A 17,977-nucleotide genomic window follows, 5' to 3' on the forward strand; every position below is an offset into this window, starting at 1 on the left:
TCCAGAGAATACGCGTTATCGTTGGCGTCCATCGCGAGCAAGCTCGCTCCTACAAGAGTGCTTAACTGACTGGCAAGCCATGCTCCTACAGAAAGCACCTGCGCCTATTACTGGAGCCATTCGAACATGACAGTCAAGCAGATCCGCGCCTTTCTGGCGGTAGCCCAGAGCTTGAGCTTTGCCGTGGCGTGCGAGCGGTTGCACCTGTCGCAATCGGCGCTGAGCCTGACCATCAAGGCGCTGGAGGAGGGGCTGGGTGGGCGGCTGTTTACGCGCAACACGCGCAATGTGGCGCTGACCGCTGAAGGTGAGGCGCTGGTGCCGTTGGCCCGCCGACTGATCGCGGACTGGGACAACGCCGAAGATGAACTGCGCCAGCGTTTTACCCTGCAACGCGGGCGGGTGACGCTGGCGGCGATGCCGTCGTTTGCCGGCAACCTGCTGCCGCCGATCCTGAAAACCTTTCGTGCGCGCTATCCGAAAGTCAACGTCACGGTGAATGACGTGATCAACGAACAGGTGCTGGAAATGGTGCGTGATCGGCAGGTCGAACTGGGGGTGGCGTTTGAGCCGACGCAGAGTTCGTCGTTGCAATTCACACCGTTGTATATGGACCGGTTTGTGGCCGTCGTGCCGCAGGATTCTCCGTTTGCGGAACGGGCTGACATCGATTGGCAGACCTTGCTTGAGGAGCCGTTCATTACCTTGCAACGACCGTCGACGGTGCGGGTGATGCTGGAAGAGCATCTGCAGGCGCGGGGGATGAAGTTGCCGGTGGAATTTGAAAGCCATCAGTTGGCGACGGTCGGAAGGATGGTGGCCAGCGGATTGGGGGTGAGTGCGGTGCCAGCGTTGTGCGCCGGGCAGATGCGCGAGTTGGGGGCGCGGTGTATTACCTTGCGGGACCCGGTAGTGGAACGGGCGATTGGAGTCCTGACCAAACCTGGGGTTGAGCTGTCGGCGGCGGCGCAGGCGTTGTTCGATATTCTGAAGGAGGAAAACCTGGACGAGCGCCTATCTGCGCACTGAAATACAGGTCCAATGTGGGAGCGGGCTTGCTCGCGAAGGCGGTGCGTCAGACAACATCAATGTTGAATGTGCTGGCCCCTTCGCGAGCAAGCCCGCTCCCACAGGGTCTTAGGTCGATCAGGAGGAAAGGCGTTGAGCCAACAAGGGCAAAAGCTGTTCGCACGACGCTTCTATTTTCAAATCCAGGAGGTCATCCGCCCGCGTCTTCCCCAGATTGATCGCGATCAACGGTTTCCCCTGATCCGCCACCGCCCGACACAACCGAAACGCCGAATACGCCATCAACGAAGACCCGACCACCAGCAATCCCGTGGCTTTTTCGACCGCTGCCATCGCCTTGGCCGCTGTCACCTGCGCCACGTTCTCGCCAAAAAACACCACATCCGGTTTCATTCGTTCACCCGCGCAATGCGGGCATTGCGGCACTTGAAACCGCGCCTCGAACGCCGGATCGAGCAAGGTATCGCCATCGGGTGCCTGTACCGCGTCGACACCGGCCAGGTAAGGGTTCTGCGCTTCCATCAACTGCTGGATCGAATCGCGCTCGCTGCGTTGTCCGCAGTCCAGGCACAGCACCCGGTGCAGGCTGCCATGCAGTTCGATCACCTCATGGCTTCCCGCTTGATCATGCAATGTATCGACGTTCTGTGTAATCAATCCCCCGATCCGCCGGGTGCTTTGCAGACTGGCCAGCGCCTCGTGCGCCACATTCGGTTGGGCCAGGCGCACACGCGGCCAGCCGAGCATCGCCCGCGCCCAATAGCGGCGCCGGGATTCCGGGGCAGATAGAAATTCCTGGTACATCATCGGCTGCCGGCCACGCCGTACACCTTGGTTGTCGCGGTAATCCGGAATGCCCGACGGGGTGCTGATGCCGGCACCGGTCAGGACCACAAACGGTTGGTCGGCCATGAACTGCTGGAGCCGGTCGAGTTGTTCGCGGGTGCGGCTGTCGGGCATGTTCAACACTCCGGTAAACCTGTAGGAGCTGCCGAAGGCTGCGATCTTTTGATTTTGATTTAAAAAACAAAATCAAACGATCGCAGCCTTCGGCAGCTCCTACAGTAAGCGGTTCGCAGTCAGCGGTTACCGGTGATTATTTACGTGCTTCAAGAATCAGGTTGAACGGCGTTTCCGTGGCCCGTCGGAACGTCTTGAAACCAGCCTCGGTAAACACCTTGCGCAACCGCGCCTCACCCGCCTGGGCGCCGAGCCCGAGACCGACTTCCTGGGACAGGGAGTTCGGCGTACAGATAAAGGTCGAGGCGGCGTAGAACAACCGGCCAACCGGGGTGACGTTGTCGTCGAGCTTGTCATTGGCGAACGGTTCCACCAGCAGCACCGTGCCGTCCGGTTTCAGCGAATCATAAGCGTGCTTGGCCGCACCCACCGGATCGCCCATGTCGTGCAGGCAGTCGAAATAGCAGACCAGATCGTAGTCGTCGCCGGGATAGCTTTTTGCCGTGCCCTGGAAGAACCGCGCCCGGCCGGACACGCCGCCTTCTTCAGCGCGCTGGGTGGCGACGGTGACGGATGGGGCGTGGTAGTCGAAGCCGACGAACCGCGAATCCGGAAACGCCTGGGCCATGATGACCGTGGAGGCGCCATGGCCGCAGCCGATGTCGGCGACTTTGGCGCCTGCTTCCAGTTTGGCGACGACGCCGTCGAGGGCCGGTAGCCACTCGGCGATCAGGTGCGCTTTGTAGCCGGGGCGGAAAAATCGCTCCGTGCCGCTGAACATGCACGGATGGTGATCGCCCCAGGCCAGGGCGCCATTGCCGCGCATGGCGTTGACCAGTTTATCCTTGTCATGGAAAAACGACGCGACCACCCCGACACCGCCGGCGATGTAGACCGGTGAGTCTTCGATGGCCAGGGCCAGGGCTTGTTCTTCGGGCAGGCGGAACTGGCCGTCGGTGTGTTCCATATAGCCGGAAGCGGCGTGGGCGCTAAGCCATTCGCGCAGCAGGCGGGGGTTGCAGCCGGTCTTGTCTGCGAGTGCTTCAGGGGTGATTGGCTGACTGTCAGCCATGGCTCGGTACAGCCCAAGCTCTTCGCCGAGGATGACGTTGGCGAGCATCGCCGCGCCGCCCATGTCGTTCACCAGTTTGCCCATGAAATCGTTGAGTCTGGCTTCGTCCATCAGGTGTGCTCCTTCAACAGGACCGCGGCTCAGGGGAATTGTGGGTCGAGGCATTCAGCTCTGGGCGGTGGTCGTGGGAATGAACAGGACAATGACCGCGTCCTGGCTGCATTAAGTTTAGTTCGGGGGCTGTGTCCCGCAGCCTTTAGCGACGAAAGCCCACACTCCCACTGATTGACACCAAACCCTGTGGGAGCGGGCTTGCTCGCGAAGGCGGCGTGTCAGGCAGCATAATTGTCGACGGACCGGCAGCCTTCGCGAGCAAGCCCGCTCCCACAAGGTTGCGCAGTGGCTGCAAGAATCGTGTGTATCGCACTGACCCGAGCGCTCGCCCAGCTCGCGGACTTTTTACCGCTGCGCGAGAAATACGACCTCGCGTAACGCCATCCGGCGGGTCTGTACCTAAGTGTGTACAGACCCGCCGACGATACAACCGCTGCGATTTTCTGCCGGAACGGAACACAGGCCCGATACACCGCATCGGTTAACTGTGACTCCGTGCTGACAACCCTTGAGATCGACATCATGCAGACCCCCATCACCACAGCGAAAGCGACCGTCGGACTTGGCCTGCGTCGCGGTTTAATGAAGAACCTCCAGGCTGCCCCGGTGGGCGATTTCGATTTCCTGGAAGTCGCGCCGGAGAACTGGATCGGCATCGGCGGTGCCCATGGCGCAGCGTTGCGCGCCCTGGCCGAACGATATCCGCTGTCCTGCCACGGTCTGTCGCTGTCACTGGGCGGGCCAGCACCGCTGGACGTCGGGTTTCTGCAGGAAGTCCGGGTTTTTCTCGATCAATACAACGTGCCGCTGTACAGCGAGCACCTGAGCTACTGCAGCGATGACGGTCACCTTTACGACCTGTTGCCGCTGCCCTTTACCGAAGAAGCGGTGCACCACGTCGCCGCACGCATTCGTCAGTCCCAGGACATCCTTGGTCGGCGTCTGGCGGTGGAAAACGTCTCTTACTACGCCGCGCCACAGCAAGACATGGACGAGCTGACATTCACCAACGCCGTGCTGCGGGAGGCCGATTGCGACCTGTTGCTGGACGTCAACAATGTGTACGTCAACTCGATCAACCACGGGTTCGATCCGCAGGCTTTTCTGGCGGGCATCGATTCGGGGCGGGTGGTGGCGATGCACGTGGCCGGGCATTTCGATGAGTCCGATACCTTGAAAATCGACACCCACGGCGCCTCGGTGAAACCTGTTGTCTGGTCGTTGCTGGCCGAGGCTTACGCTCGATTCGGCGCGCAACCGACGCTGCTGGAGCGGGATTTCAATTTCCCTGCGTTCGCTGAACTGGTCGCCGAATTGCAGACCATCCGCCGCTTGCAGGCCGAAGGGGTGAACCGTGGATAAATCAACCCTGTTTCAACAGCAGAACACCCTGGGTCTTTACCTGCGCGACCCCGATCACTGCGCGCCGCCGGCCGGGATGGATGTGGCGCGGGCACAGGTTTACCGCGACCTGATTTTCAACAACCTGTCGATGTTGCTCAGCGGCACTTTTCCGGTGCTGATCAAGATTCTTGGCGATGAGAACTGGCGTTCGCTGGTGCGAATTTTCCTGCGGGACTATCGCGCGCACACGCCGAAATTCGGTGAGATCGCCCAGGAGTTTGTCGAGTTTCTCGCCACTCAGCCGCCGGCGTTGAACGACGGACCGTGGCCGCCCTTCATGGTCGAACTGGCGCATTACGAGTGGGTCGAGATGGCGTTGCAGCAGTCCGAGGCCGAGCCGTTGCCGGCGAGCGATGCCGGGGCGCTGCTGGATCGACCGTTGCAGGTTTCGCCGCTGGCCTGGGCGTTGGCGTATGCGTGGCCGGTGCATTTGGTCGGACCGGATTATCGATCGGACGCTGTACCGGCCCAGCCGACGTTGCTGCTGGTGCGACGGGTTGAAGACTGGAGTGTGAAGTTTTCCGAATTGAGCCCGTTGGCGTGGCGGTTGTTGCAGCGGATTGGAGAGTTTCCCCAGCTGAACGGGCGCGAGCAACTGGACGGATTGGCCATCGAGGCAGGAGCGGCCGGATCGCAGGATTTCATGGACAGCGGGGCGGCGTTGTTGCGGCAGATGCATGGGGAAGGGGTGGTCGGCATCGCCGCTTAAGAGCGCGATCTCCAGCACACCACTAATCACCTGTGGGAGCGGGCTTGCTCGCGAAAGCGGAGTGTCAGTCAGCATTGATGTTGACTGACACTCCGCTTTCGCGAGCAAGCCCGCTCCCACATTAGGATTGTGGTGTTCGTTCTTTACTGGGCGGAGAAGAAATACCGCGTCAGGTGAAAGAAGATCGGCGCCGCAAAACAGATCGAGTCCATCCGGTCGAGCATGCCGCCGTGGCCCTTGATCATGGTGCCCCAGTCCTTGGCGCTGAGGCTGCGCTTGATCGCCGACATCACCAGCCCGCCCAGGAAGCCCATCACCACGATAACAAACGACATCATCAGCGACTGCCAGAAACTGAACGGTGTCATCCAGAACATGCAGCCGCCAATCAGCGTGGCAGACAAACCGCCACCCACCAGGCCTTCAACGGTTTTCGACGGACTCACCAGCGGCGCAACCTTGTGCTTGCCGAAGAGCTTTCCGAACACGTACTGCAACACATCGCTCAGCTGAACGACGAACACCAGGTAGAACAGCAGCAGCGCGTTCTGGCCCTGGAAGCCTTGCAGATCCAGGAGCAACAACGCAGGCGCGTGGCTGATGCAATAGATGCAAATCATCACGCCCCACTGGATCTTCGCGGTCCGTTCCAGAAAGCCTTCGGTGTCCTGACTCAGCACCGCAATCGCCGGCAGCAGCAGGAAGGCATACACCGGAATCAGCAGCGTGAACATCGAATACCAGTGGGTTCCGATCAGCACATATTGCAGCAGAATCAGGATGAAAAATGCCGAAAACAGTGCGTTATGGTCGCCCCGGGTGGTCGGTGTCAGGGTGATGAATTCCCGGAGCGCAAACAGTGAAATGAAGCCAAACAGCACAACGGTAGCGTTGCCACCCAACTGATAGGACACGAAGAAGATGATCACCATCCCCCACCAGGCATTCACGCGCTGGTTGAGGTTCTCGATGGTCGAGATCGAACTTTCCGTTTTGGCTCGCCGGGCCAGCAGTCGACCGGTGAGCGAAGCCACCGCCAGCAGGCAGGCGATTGCAAAAAAGAACCATAAGAACTTTGCTTCAAGACTCATTTCGACAGCCTCACAATGGCGTCACGCGCCCGCTCCAGGAACACCTGTTTTTCCTCGCCAGCCATCCGCTCTAGCGGGTTGCCGATCCGGATCGTACAGATAATCGGCAGCGGCACGTGCTTGCCTTTGGGCATGGAGCGATGCAGGTTTTCCAGGTAGATGGGCACCAGGTCGACATCGGGGAAGGTCTCGCTCAACCGGTAAAGCCCCGATTTGAACTCACCGGGCAGTGCCTGGCTGGACCGCGTGCCTTCCGGAAAGATGATGATCGAATGGCCGGCGCGTACCACATCAAAAATGGGCTCCAGCACGTTCACGCCGGGCGCCGGGTTACGTTCGATCAGCACCGCGTTCAACCCTTTCTGGGAGATGTACGACAGAAACCGGTTCTTTCCCCAGTAATCGGCAGCAGCCACCGGTTTTACATTCAACCGGGCCTCGGGGGGCAGGGCGGCGATGATCGCCAGGGTGTCCATATGGCTGGTGTGATTGGCGAAATAGATGCGCTGACGCGAAAGATCCGGCGGGCTTTCCCACCTCGCAGTGACACCTATGAGGAAGCGAAGAACCGAAATCAACGCATTACTGATCCACATGGGCGGCACCTTTCAGTTGCTTGGAAATGGCCAGCGTTCGCGTGACGCAGGTGGCGACGGAGCCAATGGCGATGCTGGCCAGCGCGATCAGCAGCACGTAGTGGCTGCCATAAACGCTCGCTTCGACAGCGTTCAGCAGAAGGCCTGCGGTCATCACCGCCATCCGGTGCTGCTTGGCCATCGGGCCGATGTAGCTCTGCTTGAGACCGATCGAACCGCCAAACACCCTGACATATGCCGTCAGTGCCGCGGCCAGCGCCGCAAACCAGCCAAGGTCCGAATAGCCGATGGCATACCCCAGCCCGACAATCAGCAGGCTGTCGGCAATCCGGTCGGGGAATTCGTTGTAGAGGCTGCCGATGTCGGATTTCTTGCCACCCTCAATCGCCACCATCCCGTCGAAGAGGTTGCACAGCAGGCGCAATTGAATGCCGATCGCGCAGAGGATTGATCCGGTAATGCCGATATCGATATTGAGCGCCACGATGCCGAACAGCGCGAAAGCGATGCTGGCGACGGAGATCTGATTGGGGGAAATGTCCTTTTTCACCAGAATGTCAGTGATGCGTTTGGCCCACCCCGCAGAACGCGTCTTGATGGGTCTTCTGTTTTCATCCATTAGCCAATATCCATATAAATGATGAGGTGTACTTCTGTAGGAGCGAGCTTGCTCGCGATGGAGGATAACGATAACGCGTTCATCCAGACAGCACGCGTTATCGTTATCCTCCATCGCGAGCAGGCTCGCTCCTACAGGGGTTTTGCCGGTAACCTCAACTCCGCGCACAATCCGCCGCCCTCACGGTTGCTCAACGTCAACGAGCCGCCAAGGGCCAGCGCCAGTTGCTGGGCAATCGCCAGGCCCAGGCCGGTTCCGCCGGTGCTGCGGTTGCGCGAATTCTCCACGCGGTAGAACGGCTCCATCACGTGGGGCAGTTCTTCTTCGGCAATCCCGGGGCCGCGGTCCATCACTTTCACCGACAAACTGCCGCCAGGCTTCGATTCCACCTGCAACTCCGCTGCGCCGGCGAATTTGAGCGCGTTGTCCGTCAGGTTCACCAGCACGCGTCGCAATGCGTGCGGCCGGGTGTCGATGACGGCTTCACTTTTTCCACTGAGCTGTACGTCCTTGCCCATGTCCTGATAGTCGAACACCAGGCTGTCGAGGAACGAATCCAGATTGGTGCGGCGGCTCTCTTCGGTGGCGCCATGGACGCTGCGGGCATAGGCCACGCCTTCACGCACCAGGTGCTCCATCTCGCCGAGGTCGTTCCAGAGTTTGTCTTTTTCGCTGGAGTCGTCCATGAATTCAGCGCGCAGTTTCATGCGCGTGATCGGCGTCTGCAGGTCGTGGGAAATCGCCGCCAGCAACTGCATGCGTTCTTTCAGATAGGCCGCGATGCGCGCCTGCATGGCGTTGAAGGCCTTGGCGGCATGGGCGACTTCGGTCGGGCCTTTTTCGTCCAGGTGCACGGCATGGGTGTTGGGGTCCAGGGTTTCCACTGCCTGCGCGAGGCGGGTGAGGGGGCGGATGGCGATTCTCACGGCCAGCCAGGTGCAGAGAATCATCAGCAGCAGTTGGCCCAGTAAAACGACGGGCAACCATGGCGACAGCGGCACCATCGACGGGCGCACATCGATGGTCACCGGGCTGCCATCGGCCAGTTTCAGGTGGACCTGGAAGTGTTTTATCGGACCGGGAATATCGGTCACGGTCATCGGGTAATCCTTGCCGATCGCATCCTTGATCGAGGTTACCGCAATCGGCGTGTCGCTCATGGCCGTACCCGGCGAGCCTTCATCCAGCAAGTAGCGGTAATTGCGCCGTTCCAGTTGTTGTAACCAACTCATGCGTTCTGCGGCCGGCAAGCGGTCGAGGATGGCGATGGAGGTCGAGACGTCGGTCTCCAGATTGCCTAGCATGGTGTTTTTCGCGCTTTCGTAACGCTCGTAATACTGCGCGCCGAAAGACAGCGCCTGCGCCAGAATCAAGCCGATCAGGAAGATCAGCGACAGCCGCGAGGCGAGGGTGCGAGGCCAGCGCAACGAGCGTTTCATGAGGGCGCACCGAGGACTTCCACCGGCAGGGAAAACACATAGCCCTCACTGCGGACGGTCTTGATGTAGGCTGGTTCCCGCGCATCGTCCAGCAAGCGCTGGCGCAAGCGGCTGACCAGCAAGTCGATGGAGCGGTCGAACAGATCGGCGTCGCGGCCCTGGGTCAGGTTCAGCAACTGGTCGCGATTGAGCACGCGCTGAGGATGATCGAGGAACACCCGCAGCAACCGATACTCCGCGCCGCTGAGCGCAACCATGGTGCCGTCGTCATCGAGCAAGTGGCGGGCCGAGGTGTCGAGGCGCCAGCGACCGAAGGCCAGCAAGCGTCCGCTTTCGGTGACCACCAGGTTCGGTGGCAGCATCCGCGTGCGACGCAACACCGCGTTGATCCGCGCCAGCAGTTCACGGGCGGCGAACGGCTTGACCAGGTAATCGTCGGCGCCCATTTCCAGGCCGATGATGCGGTCGGTTTCATCGTTGCGGGCGGTGAGCATCAAGACCGGCGTGGCCTTGTGTTTGCCGGCGCGGATCTCGCGGCACAGCATCAGGCCATCGTCGCCCGGCATCATGATGTCGAGCACGATCATGTCCACCGGCGTGGACTCCAGGAACGCGCGCATCTGCCGGCCGTCAGCGACGACGGTGGTGCGCAGGCCATTCTTCTTCAGGTAGTTGCCTACCAGCTCTCGAATTTCGCGGTCATCGTCCACGATGAGAATGTGATCGACGTGTTCCATGGGGCCAAGCCTCTGAAGATAGGAGATGACGCACAGTCTATCGAGCCTTTGCCCGCTCGCCCGCCACCCTTTGTATTGCAGTGTATCTGGTGTATCGGCGGATACACGTGGACGCAAAAACGCCAGATTTCAGGGGTTTTGTATCGCTGTGTATCCGCAGGCGGCTTTGATACATACCGATTTACACATGCCTGTTTTCGACACAGACGAGATACCTCGCAGGCTTCTAATAGGTTCCATCGAGGCAAACCCAACCGCCTCGGCTCAATTGAACGACCTGACCATTGAAGCCTTGAGGAAACCGCCATGAACACTAAAGCCGTCTACGCCGCTTGCCTGTTTGCCGCCCTGAATATCTGCACCTTGTCGGCCCGCGCCGAGGCAGACGTCACCCCGAAAACCTACACCTATGGCACGCACCTGGACATCAAGAAAGTGCTGTCGATGACACAGGACGCCACGACTTCCTGCGGGATTGTGGATGCCCAGATGACCTACCTGGACTCCCAGGGCAAAACCCAGGTTCTGGACTACCGCAAATTGGCTGACTGCAACTCAGACAACTGAGTCCTTCGCTGACCGATTGCCAATCCCCTTTGAAACAGGAAGAACACCATGAACAACGTCACCCGCTACCTGACCGCCGCTGTCTTCGCCCTTGCCGGCGCCGCCGCCCACGCCAACGCCGCCGTTGAACAAAGCACCTGCGGCAGCAGTACCTGCTTCCAGCTGACGCCGGTGAACGAGCAGGGCGTCAATGACTTGCTGGTACAGGATGGTTCCAGCCGTACGCCGCAAGGCCAGTTGCTGGATGAGCAGACGGCCTGAAGCCAGACACTGTTTCTGTATTCACCCGATCCAGTGTGGGAGCGGGCTTGCTCGCGAAGGCGGAGTGTCAGTCGCCATCAATGTTGAATGTACTGGCCCCTTCGCGAGCAAGCCCGCTCCCACATTGGATCTGTGTGAATCAATATCCTCATTTGCATTAGGTGATTCTCATGTTTCTCATCGCGTTCCTGGGCGGCATATTGACCGTCCTCAGCCCCTGCATCCTTCCGGTCGTGCCGTTTCTGTTCGCCGGCGTTGACCGCACCCGTTCGTCGATCCTGCTCACCCTCGGCGGCATGGTCCTGACCTTTGCCCTGATCTCCAGCCTGACCGTGGTCAGCAGCGAATGGGTGGTTCAAGCCAACAACACCGGTCGTCACGTCTCCCTGATCGTGATGGGACTGTTCGCCCTGTCGCTGATTTCCGCGCGGGTCGGTGACTGGCTGGCACGCCCGTTCGTACTGCTGGGCAACCGCCTCGACCCGGACACCCGGAAAATGTCCGGCCCGTTGGGTTCGGTCATGATCGGCGTCGCGACCGGTCTGCTCTGGGCTCCGTGCGCCGGGCCGATCCTCGGCGTGATCCTCACCGGTGCCATGCTGCAAGGCGCCAATGCGCAAACCAGTCTGTTGCTGGTGGCGTACGGCCTGGGCAGCGCGTTGTCGCTGGGCACCTTGATCTTCGCCGGCCGCGGCCTGGTCAATCGCTTGAAAGCGTCGATTCCGGTCACCGGTTGGTTGCGTCGGGGTGCCGGGTTTGCGGTGCTGGGCGCTGCGGTGGTGATTTCCACCGGCGCCGACAAGACACTGCTGGCCGGCACCTCGTCCGAAGGCGTCAGCACCCTCGAGAAAGGCGTGTTGGAAAGCGTACCGAAAGTGGTTGATTACCTGGTCAGCAAGGTCAAGGCCGACACAACCCTCGACAATGCCCAAGGCGCCATGCCGTCGCTGTCCGGCGCCGTCGAATGGCTCAACTCGCCGGCACTGACCAATGACTCGCTCAAAGGCAAAGTGGTGCTGGTGGACTTCTGGACCTATGACTGCATCAACTGCCAGCACACCCTGCCTTACGTGAAGGACTGGGCGCAGAAATACGAGAAGGATGGCCTGGTGGTGATCGGCGTCCACACCCCGGAATATGGCTTCGAACGCATCATTGGCAACGTCAAGGACCAGGTGAAGAAGCTCGGCATCACCTACCCGGTGGCCATCGACAACAACTACGCGATCTGGCGCAACTTTGAAAACCAGTATTGGCCCGCTCACTACCTGATCGACGCCAAGGGTCAGGTGCGTTTCACCCACTTTGGTGAAGGTCGCTACGAGACGCAGGAGAAGATGATCCAGCAGTTGCTGGAAGAGGCCAAGGCAGACGCCAAAGCCCCCGCGCCAGCGGCGTAAACTTGCATATCAATGGCTCACAGGCTCCGCGCCGTGGGCCATTGTCTTTTTCTCCTGGCCTCGCCGCCACGCCGCCGGCGGTGCGCCAAACTCACGACGAAACGCCCGGCTGAATGCCGTGTCGGTTTGATAACCCACCTCTTCGGCGATGCGCAGCAATGAGCTGTTGCTGCTGCGTAACAGATTGGCCGCCAGCAGCATCCGCCATTGCGTCAGGTACTGCATCGGCGAAATCCCCACCAGTTGTTGAAAGCGCTCCGCCAACACCGATCTTGAAGTGCCGGCGGTGCGCGCCAGTTCATCCAGTGTCCAGGTGTGACAAGGTGTTTTGTGCAGCGCGTTGAGGGCGGCGCCAACAATCCGGTCGCCCACACCCGCCAGCCAACCGGTCCGCCCTTCGCCCTGTTCGTGCATGTACAGGCGCAGCACCTCGATGAACAGCACCTCGGCCAGTTTGGCCAGAACGCCTTCGCCACCGGGCCTTGGCGATCGGGCTTCGGCCAGCGCATAACGAACCGACGATTCCAGCCAGATGCCGGCATTCGAGCCGCGCACATTGACCCGCACAACGGCCGGCAACCCGGTCAGCAACATGCCGGCCAACCGTGTGTCGCACGCCAGATAGCCGCACACCAGCCGCGTGACCGCGCCGCCACCGCCGTAGCTCAACTGCCGCGGACGCCGTGACAGCACCACGTCCAGCCGCGCACCTGTGGCCGGTTTGAGGCCGGGTGCCGAGCCCATGCGGTGCGCGTCTCCCTGAGGGAACACCACGACATCGCCGGCCGTTAGAAGAAGCGGCGGATCATCACCGAGTTCGACATAACACTCGCCTTCGGTGATCAAGTGAAAGATCACCACGCGTTCGGCGCCAGGCTCCAGAAACGGTGCTGCCGTGTCGGCGCTCGGTGACTGGTAGCACCAGGGCGCGGTGAACCTGGCGTTGATGAAAATCGCGCCGACCAGGCGGACGACGCGCAGGGTCTGGGACAGGGCGTCCATGATGGTTTTCCCCTATGGGCGGGCAGCTTTTGATTGTGAGCCTGTCGTGGCGCAACGCGAAACCTCCGGACGATCGGACAAGGTTGGCCGACGATCGGGCAGGACGCCCCCGGCCAGCAGCGCGATAGTGGACGCACAGGGTCTGCCGACCCTGTCATCAATAACAAGAATGAGAGGTTGCCATGCCGAAGTTCGTCATTGAACGCGAGATTCCGGGTGCTGGAACACTGTCAGAAAGGGATTTGAAAGCGGCTTCGCAAAAGTCCTGCAGGGCGTTGCGCGACTTGCCGGAGGTGCAGTGGCAGCAGAGCTATGTCACCGGCGACAAGCTCTACTGCGTGTACATCTCGCCCAGCGAAGAGTTGATCAGGGAACACGCCAGGCTGAGCGGTTTCCCGGCCAACAGCATTTCCCGGGTCACGACCATCATCGATCCCACCACGGCAGAATAAGCCGGGGATGTAGCCCGTAACGGAGCGGATTTAATGAGTACACCCATTGATCTTACTGCCTTGAAAAACCGTCAGATGGCCTCTTGGGCCAGTGGCGACTATGCCGTGATCGGCACCACCTTGCAGATTGTCGGCGAGCAGCTCGCCGAAGCCTGCGACCTGCTTTGCGATGAGCGCGTGCTGGACGTCGCCGCCGGCAACGGCAATGCGACGCTGGCGGCCGCACGCCGCGGCACTCGTGTCACCTCAACGGACTATGTGGCTGCACTGCTTGAGCGTGGCGAAGACCGGACCCGGGCGGAACGCCTGGAGGTCACTTTTCAAGTAGCCGACGCCGAGGCGCTTCCTTTCGAGGACTCCAGTTTCGACGCCGTACTTTCAACCTTCGGTGTGATGTTTACACCGGACCAGGCTAAAGCGGCTACAGAGCTGGCACGGGTCTGTCGCCCCGGTGGCCGGATCGGCCTGGCCAACTGGACGCCCGAAGGTTTTGTCGGCCAGATGTTCAAAACCCTGGGCCGTCACCTGCCGCCACCGCCGGGGGCGCAACCGCCATCGAACTGGGGCACCGAGGCCTGGTTGCATTCGCACTTCGATGAACGGGATTTTCTGATCCAGGTGACCCGGCGGTTCTTCAACTTCCGGTATCGCTCGGCGGCGCACTTCATTGACACGTTCCGCACCTGGTACGGCCCGGTCCACAAGGCGTTCGCGGCGCTGCCCCCGGAAGGTGCCAAGGGGCTGGAGGATGATCTGACCGAGCTGATAAACCGCTTGAACCGGGCGGGAGAAAAGTCGGTGGTGGTGCCGAGTGAATACCTTGAAGTGGTGATTACAAGGCGTTGAACGGCCCACACAAAACCCCCTGTGGGAGCGGGCTTGCTCGCGAAGGCGTCTGTTCAGTCGATATGGATGTCGCCTGACACTCCGCCTTCGCGAGCAAGCCCGCTCCCACAGGGGGATATACGGTGTGTGCTCGATTAGTTACTCATCCAGCCGCTCGGTGTACACCACCCAGACGCTGCACGGCATTTTGTACAACAAGTGCTCCACCGTGCTGCCGATCAGCCGCCCCACTCCGCGATGGCCGATCCGGCCCATGACGAGCACGTCGACGTCAAAGGCATCGGCGTAACGGGTCAGGACCTTGGCCGGGTTGCCCATGATCATGTGCCGCTGCTCCGGCGCGATGCCGTTGCGTTCGGCCAACTCGTGGAAGGCGTCTTCCTGATAGTCGAACAGGGTTCTGGCCTTGGCCGAAGAGAAAAACGCAGAACCATTGTCGAAGCCGAATTCGTCGGCGCTGATGGATGAGAGGTCGTAGGCGTAGACCATGTCCAGCTCGGCATTGCAGGCGCTCGCCAGTTTCGACGCTTCGTGAAGGATCCGGTCGTTGAAGCTTTTGTACTGATCATCCCGATGAAACGGGTCGACCGCCGCGACAATCCTGCGGGGCAGGGCATGCACGGCATGGCTGACGAAATGCAGGGGCACCGGGCATTCACGCAACAGATGCACGTCGAGCGGGGTGAACATCAGCCGTGAGAGCATCGAATGCGGCTCCAGCGCCTTGATTAGCACGTCCATCGGCTGTTCTTTGAGGTGAATCAGGATTTCTTCCAGCGGACGTTCGACCCACGTCACCTCTGTGGTGACCTGCACCCCGATCTTGCGCAAGGGCCGGGCTTGTTCCTCAAGCCATTGCCGGTGCCGATCGACGTAGCCCAGGCGCATTTGCTCCATCGCTTTTTCGTTGACCAGGCTGGCGGTCGCCAGGCCTTCCAGGTAATCGAACGCCACAATGTGCAGCGCCGCATCTTCGGCCTTGGCCAGCGCCGCAGCCCGGTCGAAGGCGGGGCTGTGTTCCATCAGGGGCGAGGCGACCAGCATGAAACGTGATTGCTCAGACATGACAAACCTCCCGTGGGTTAACGAGCAGGTGACGGTCCCTTTGCAACAGCCTGGACATTGCCGCCCGATGTGCGGTCATTCGGCAGGCATTCAGTCCTTCAAGTATTGACCATGATCAACGCAGGCGCAGGCGCAACAGGTTGACGCGGTCCAGGTAGGAGCTGGCGAAGCCTGCGATCTTTTGATCCTTGTAGACCCCACCGCCGCCGGGATCAAAAGATCGCAGGCTTTGCCAGCTCCTACAGGGGATGTGTGGTGTTTGACTGATTTAAACGACTTTGGCGCCGCGTGCCGCCAGCAGCTCGCGCAATACGGAGCGATGGCAGTGCACTTCATCTTCGCAATAACACCCGACGGCCATCGAGGTTTGATGGGAGAGCGCCGCCAACAAATCCAGCAGTTGGCTGGCGGCAGGGTGATTCATCTCAGCCTTGAACTTGCGCCGAAAGGCCTCCCAGGCTTTCACATCCTCCGCGGCTTTTGCCTCCGCAACCAGTTCCGCGCTGGGCGACAGCAGCGGTTGCCACACATCATAAAAATCGCGGCTGGCGAAGTCGGCCTTCGGCACGCCGCGAGGCGGGCGGCGCACCGTGCCTAACCGCAGGCCTTCATCGGGCAGTCGGGGTGAACCGAGTCGTACGATATGAATGGGCATGGCGACTTACCGGTGTCGCGACCCGTCAAACCACTCCAGCGCCGTACGCCAGATGCAAATCCCCAGGAAGTAAGCCGACATCAGCAGCCAAAGCCCCATGACCATCGGGTTGATCACCGGGTGGTTGATCACCAGCGACAAGCTGCACAGCAACCAGATGGCGGTCACGGCAATGTTGATCGGCATGAACCTGCGCACGCGGAACGGGTGCAGGAACTTCATCCGGGTCACGGTCAACAGTGCCAGGCCAATGACGGTGAGCAGGGTGATCCACGGCGACGGGGCGATGATGTACAGGCACAGCGCAACCACGTTCCACGCGGCGGGGAAGCCCTGGAAGTAGTTGTCTTTGCTTTTCATGTTGACGTTGCAGAAGCAAAACAGCGACGAGACCAGAATCAGCGACACGGTCAGCAGCAGCGTGTAGTCCGGCAACGGGATGTAGCGATAGATGAACAGCGCCGGGATGAACACATACGTCAGGTAATCGATCACCAGATCGAGGATCGAACCGTCGAAACTCGGCAGCACCGACTGGACATTGACCTTGCGCGCCAACGCACCGTCCAGCCCGTCGACGATCAGGGCGACGCCCAGCCACAGCAGGCAATTGGTGGGCTGGTTTTCCAGCAGGGCAAGGGTCGCGAGGAAGGCAGTGACCACGCCCGTGGCGGTAAAACCATGGGCGCCCCATGCTTTGAGCCTGGCGATGTGTAGAGTCGAAATCACGGGGCGTTCTCCAAAAAGTGAAGCAAGCCAGTCATCACCCTCGTTGATCGAGGGCGGCGGCAAACCGGGTCGGGTTGCAGGTATCGACCGGAAATCCGGGAATAAGGTTCACCGTCTGTAAATCTTAGCTGGGCCGCCAAAAAATACTCCGGATTAATCCTGATGCTGTTTACTTGGAGGATTCTTGAGTGGGGCTGACATCCTGGACGAAGGGGAATGTCCCTGGCGGACTGCGCTGCCGGGCATTTCGGGGATGGTTGACCTGGTCTTGCGGATGTACCCGGAACCCTGTGGGAGCGAGCCTGCTCGCGAAGGCTGTGCGTCAGGCGACGGGTTTTTTGATGGGGTACATATCCGTTGCTGCGGTAACGGCCACTTATGGTTCCGCTTTTACAGCGGGTCACTTGGAAGAGCGCCAAGTAACCAAGCGCCCGCGCCCCTGACGTACGGTGCCTCGCTAAGGCTCGGCATGCCCTCGCTCCGGTCCTGCTCCGTGGGCCCGCCGCGATCGGCCATCCATGGCCGTGCGCGGCTAACCCGGCATCCATGCCGGGTTGCCCACTGCGCAGAACCTGTACTCGGCCTTCCGACGGGGCAGATCAAAATCAAAAGCCAAAGCAAAGCAAAGCAAAGCAAAGCAAAGCAAAAGCAGGATCAACCGGCCAGAGCCCCTGGAAACTGTAGGAGCGAGCTTGCTCGCGAAAAACGTTCAGACAACACGTTCATTCAGACAGCACGCGTTATCGTTCACGCCCATCGCAGGCAAGCCAGCTCCCACAGGGGAACGCGTACACCTGAAATCAGGTCGGCTGGCAGGCCGCCTCGCTTTTGCTGTTGCGGTACTCGCCCCCTCGAGAGGCCGAGTGGAGGTTCTGCGCAGTGGGCAACCCGGCATGGATGCCGGGTTAGCCGCCCCCGGCCATGGATGGCCGATGGCGGCGGGCCCACGGAGCAGGACCGGAGCGAGGGCATGCCGAGCCACAGCGAGGCACCGAACGAAAGGGGCAGAAGCGCTTTGGTTACTTTCGCGCTTTTCGAAAGTGACTCGCCGTAAGGGCGAAACCGCCAGCAGCCATCACCTAAACAATGGATATCCCCCCAAACGCTTGAACAACAAACCCAAGTATTTAATGAAAGGGTGAACGAGATCTGTACGGTCGGCGACGTCAGCCAAACGGTGCTGGCGCAATACCCTATGAGGACTATCGTTGCCTGACTGGACAATTCCAA

19 protein-coding genes are annotated in these 17,977 nt (G+C 60.5%); 8 read left to right on the forward strand and 11 right to left on the reverse strand.

Going from position 1 to position 17,977, the window contains the following annotated elements; translation table 11 throughout:
- Window positions 1–126 precede the first annotated feature (126 nt).
- Window positions 127–1,029 carry a LysR family transcriptional regulator gene (locus tag ACA073_RS10805; RefSeq protein ID WP_497403311.1) on the forward strand — a complete coding sequence of 301 codons (903 nt, stop codon included), beginning with the start codon at window positions 127–129 and terminating at the stop codon, window positions 1,027–1,029.
- Between the two features lie 117 nt (window positions 1,030–1,146).
- Here the strand turns inward: ACA073_RS10805 and ACA073_RS10810 are convergent, their stop codons facing one another.
- Both ACA073_RS10810 and ACA073_RS10815 read right to left on the reverse strand, forming a co-directional pair.
- A complete protein-coding gene (locus ACA073_RS10810; protein WP_497403312.1) occupies window positions 1,147–1,989 on the reverse strand; it encodes an NAD-dependent protein deacetylase in 843 nt (280 codons plus the stop codon).
- 136 nt (window positions 1,990–2,125) lie between these two features.
- Complete coding sequence (locus ACA073_RS10815) at window positions 2,126–3,172, reverse strand: class I SAM-dependent methyltransferase (RefSeq protein WP_497403313.1); 1,047 nt, start codon at window positions 3,170–3,172, stop codon at window positions 2,126–2,128.
- A gap of 525 nt (window positions 3,173–3,697) precedes the next feature.
- Here ACA073_RS10815 and ACA073_RS10820 point away from each other — a divergent pair.
- Together ACA073_RS10820 and ACA073_RS10825 are read left to right on the forward strand one after the other, a co-directional pair.
- Complete coding sequence (locus ACA073_RS10820) at window positions 3,698–4,537, forward strand: HvfB family MNIO-type RiPP peptide maturase (protein WP_497403315.1); 840 nt, start codon at window positions 3,698–3,700, stop codon at window positions 4,535–4,537.
- Window positions 4,530–5,288, forward strand: coding sequence for an HvfC family RiPP maturation protein (locus tag ACA073_RS10825; protein ID WP_497403316.1), 759 nt, complete (start codon window positions 4,530–4,532; stop codon window positions 5,286–5,288). The genes ACA073_RS10820 and ACA073_RS10825 overlap by 8 nt, the downstream gene beginning before the upstream one ends.
- Before the next feature lie 143 nt (window positions 5,289–5,431).
- Here ACA073_RS10825 and ACA073_RS10830 read toward each other — a convergent pair whose 3' ends face one another.
- The 5 genes from ACA073_RS10830 to ACA073_RS10850 all read right to left on the reverse strand — a co-directional run bounded on the left by ACA073_RS10830 (window position 5,432) and on the right by ACA073_RS10850 (window position 9,770).
- A complete protein-coding gene (locus ACA073_RS10830) occupies window positions 5,432–6,379 on the reverse strand; it encodes a phosphatidate cytidylyltransferase (RefSeq protein ID WP_497403317.1) in 948 nt (315 codons plus the stop codon).
- Complete coding sequence (locus ACA073_RS10835; protein ID WP_497403319.1) at window positions 6,376–6,975, reverse strand: lysophospholipid acyltransferase family protein; 600 nt, start codon at window positions 6,973–6,975, stop codon at window positions 6,376–6,378. The genes ACA073_RS10830 and ACA073_RS10835 overlap by 4 nt, the downstream gene beginning before the upstream one ends.
- Window positions 6,962–7,594: a CDP-alcohol phosphatidyltransferase family protein gene (locus ACA073_RS10840; protein ID WP_497403320.1), complete on the reverse strand. Its 633-nt coding sequence runs from the start codon at window positions 7,592–7,594 to the stop codon at window positions 6,962–6,964. Before ACA073_RS10840 ends, ACA073_RS10835 begins: the two co-directional genes overlap by 14 nt.
- Window positions 7,595–7,725: 131 nt before the next feature.
- Window positions 7,726–9,033 (reverse strand): ATP-binding protein, encoded by a 1,308-nt coding sequence (locus ACA073_RS10845; RefSeq protein ID WP_497403321.1) that lies wholly within the window; start codon window positions 9,031–9,033, stop codon window positions 7,726–7,728.
- Entirely contained in the window at window positions 9,030–9,770 is a 741-nt protein-coding gene (locus ACA073_RS10850) for a response regulator (protein ID WP_497403323.1), read from the reverse strand. The genes ACA073_RS10845 and ACA073_RS10850 overlap by 4 nt, the downstream gene beginning before the upstream one ends.
- 306 nt (window positions 9,771–10,076) lie before the next feature.
- On the opposite strand from ACA073_RS10850, the gene ACA073_RS10855 reads away from it, so the two are divergent.
- From ACA073_RS10855 to ACA073_RS10865, 3 genes are all read left to right on the forward strand, one after another.
- Window positions 10,077–10,337 carry a DUF2790 domain-containing protein gene (locus ACA073_RS10855; RefSeq protein ID WP_497403325.1) on the forward strand — a complete coding sequence of 87 codons (261 nt, stop codon included), beginning with the start codon at window positions 10,077–10,079 and terminating at the stop codon, window positions 10,335–10,337.
- 48 nt (window positions 10,338–10,385) lie between these two features.
- Entirely contained in the window at window positions 10,386–10,598 is a 213-nt protein-coding gene (locus ACA073_RS10860) for a hypothetical protein (RefSeq protein ID WP_497403326.1), read from the forward strand.
- Between the two features lie 170 nt (window positions 10,599–10,768).
- On the forward strand, window positions 10,769–11,998 hold the full coding sequence (locus ACA073_RS10865; RefSeq protein WP_497403327.1) for a cytochrome c biogenesis protein DipZ: 1,230 nt from the start codon (window positions 10,769–10,771) through the stop codon (window positions 11,996–11,998).
- Window positions 11,999–12,007: 9 nt separating this feature from the next.
- On the opposite strand, the gene ACA073_RS10870 is transcribed toward ACA073_RS10865, so the two are convergent.
- The gene (locus ACA073_RS10870; protein WP_497403329.1) at window positions 12,008–13,000 is read right to left on the reverse strand and encodes an AraC family transcriptional regulator; all 993 of its coding nucleotides are present in this window, start codon (window positions 12,998–13,000) and stop codon (window positions 12,008–12,010) included.
- Between the two features lie 182 nt (window positions 13,001–13,182).
- On the opposite strand from ACA073_RS10870, the gene ACA073_RS10875 reads away from it, so the two are divergent.
- Together ACA073_RS10875 and ACA073_RS10880 are read left to right on the forward strand one after the other, a co-directional pair.
- The gene (locus ACA073_RS10875; protein WP_497403330.1) at window positions 13,183–13,452 is read left to right on the forward strand and encodes a DUF4242 domain-containing protein; all 270 of its coding nucleotides are present in this window, start codon (window positions 13,183–13,185) and stop codon (window positions 13,450–13,452) included.
- Between the two features lie 33 nt (window positions 13,453–13,485).
- Window positions 13,486–14,298, forward strand: a complete 813-nt coding sequence (locus tag ACA073_RS10880; protein ID WP_497403331.1) for a class I SAM-dependent methyltransferase — start codon at window positions 13,486–13,488, stop codon at window positions 14,296–14,298.
- A gap of 138 nt (window positions 14,299–14,436) precedes the next feature.
- On the opposite strand, the gene ACA073_RS10885 is transcribed toward ACA073_RS10880, so the two are convergent.
- The 3 genes from ACA073_RS10885 to pcsA all read right to left on the reverse strand — a co-directional run bounded on the left by ACA073_RS10885 (window position 14,437) and on the right by pcsA (window position 16,747).
- Window positions 14,437–15,363 (reverse strand): universal stress protein, encoded by a 927-nt coding sequence (locus tag ACA073_RS10885; protein ID WP_497403333.1) that lies wholly within the window; start codon window positions 15,361–15,363, stop codon window positions 14,437–14,439.
- A 268-nt stretch (window positions 15,364–15,631) separates the two neighbouring features.
- The gene (locus ACA073_RS10890) at window positions 15,632–16,018 is read right to left on the reverse strand and encodes a DUF488 domain-containing protein (RefSeq protein ID WP_497403335.1); all 387 of its coding nucleotides are present in this window, start codon (window positions 16,016–16,018) and stop codon (window positions 15,632–15,634) included.
- Between the two features lie 6 nt (window positions 16,019–16,024).
- The gene (pcsA, locus tag ACA073_RS10895; protein ID WP_461950863.1) at window positions 16,025–16,747 is read right to left on the reverse strand and encodes a phosphatidylcholine synthase; all 723 of its coding nucleotides are present in this window, start codon (window positions 16,745–16,747) and stop codon (window positions 16,025–16,027) included.
- Window positions 16,748–17,977 lie beyond the last annotated feature (1,230 nt).

This window comes from Pseudomonas sp. LBUM1670 (genome assembly GCF_059695695.1).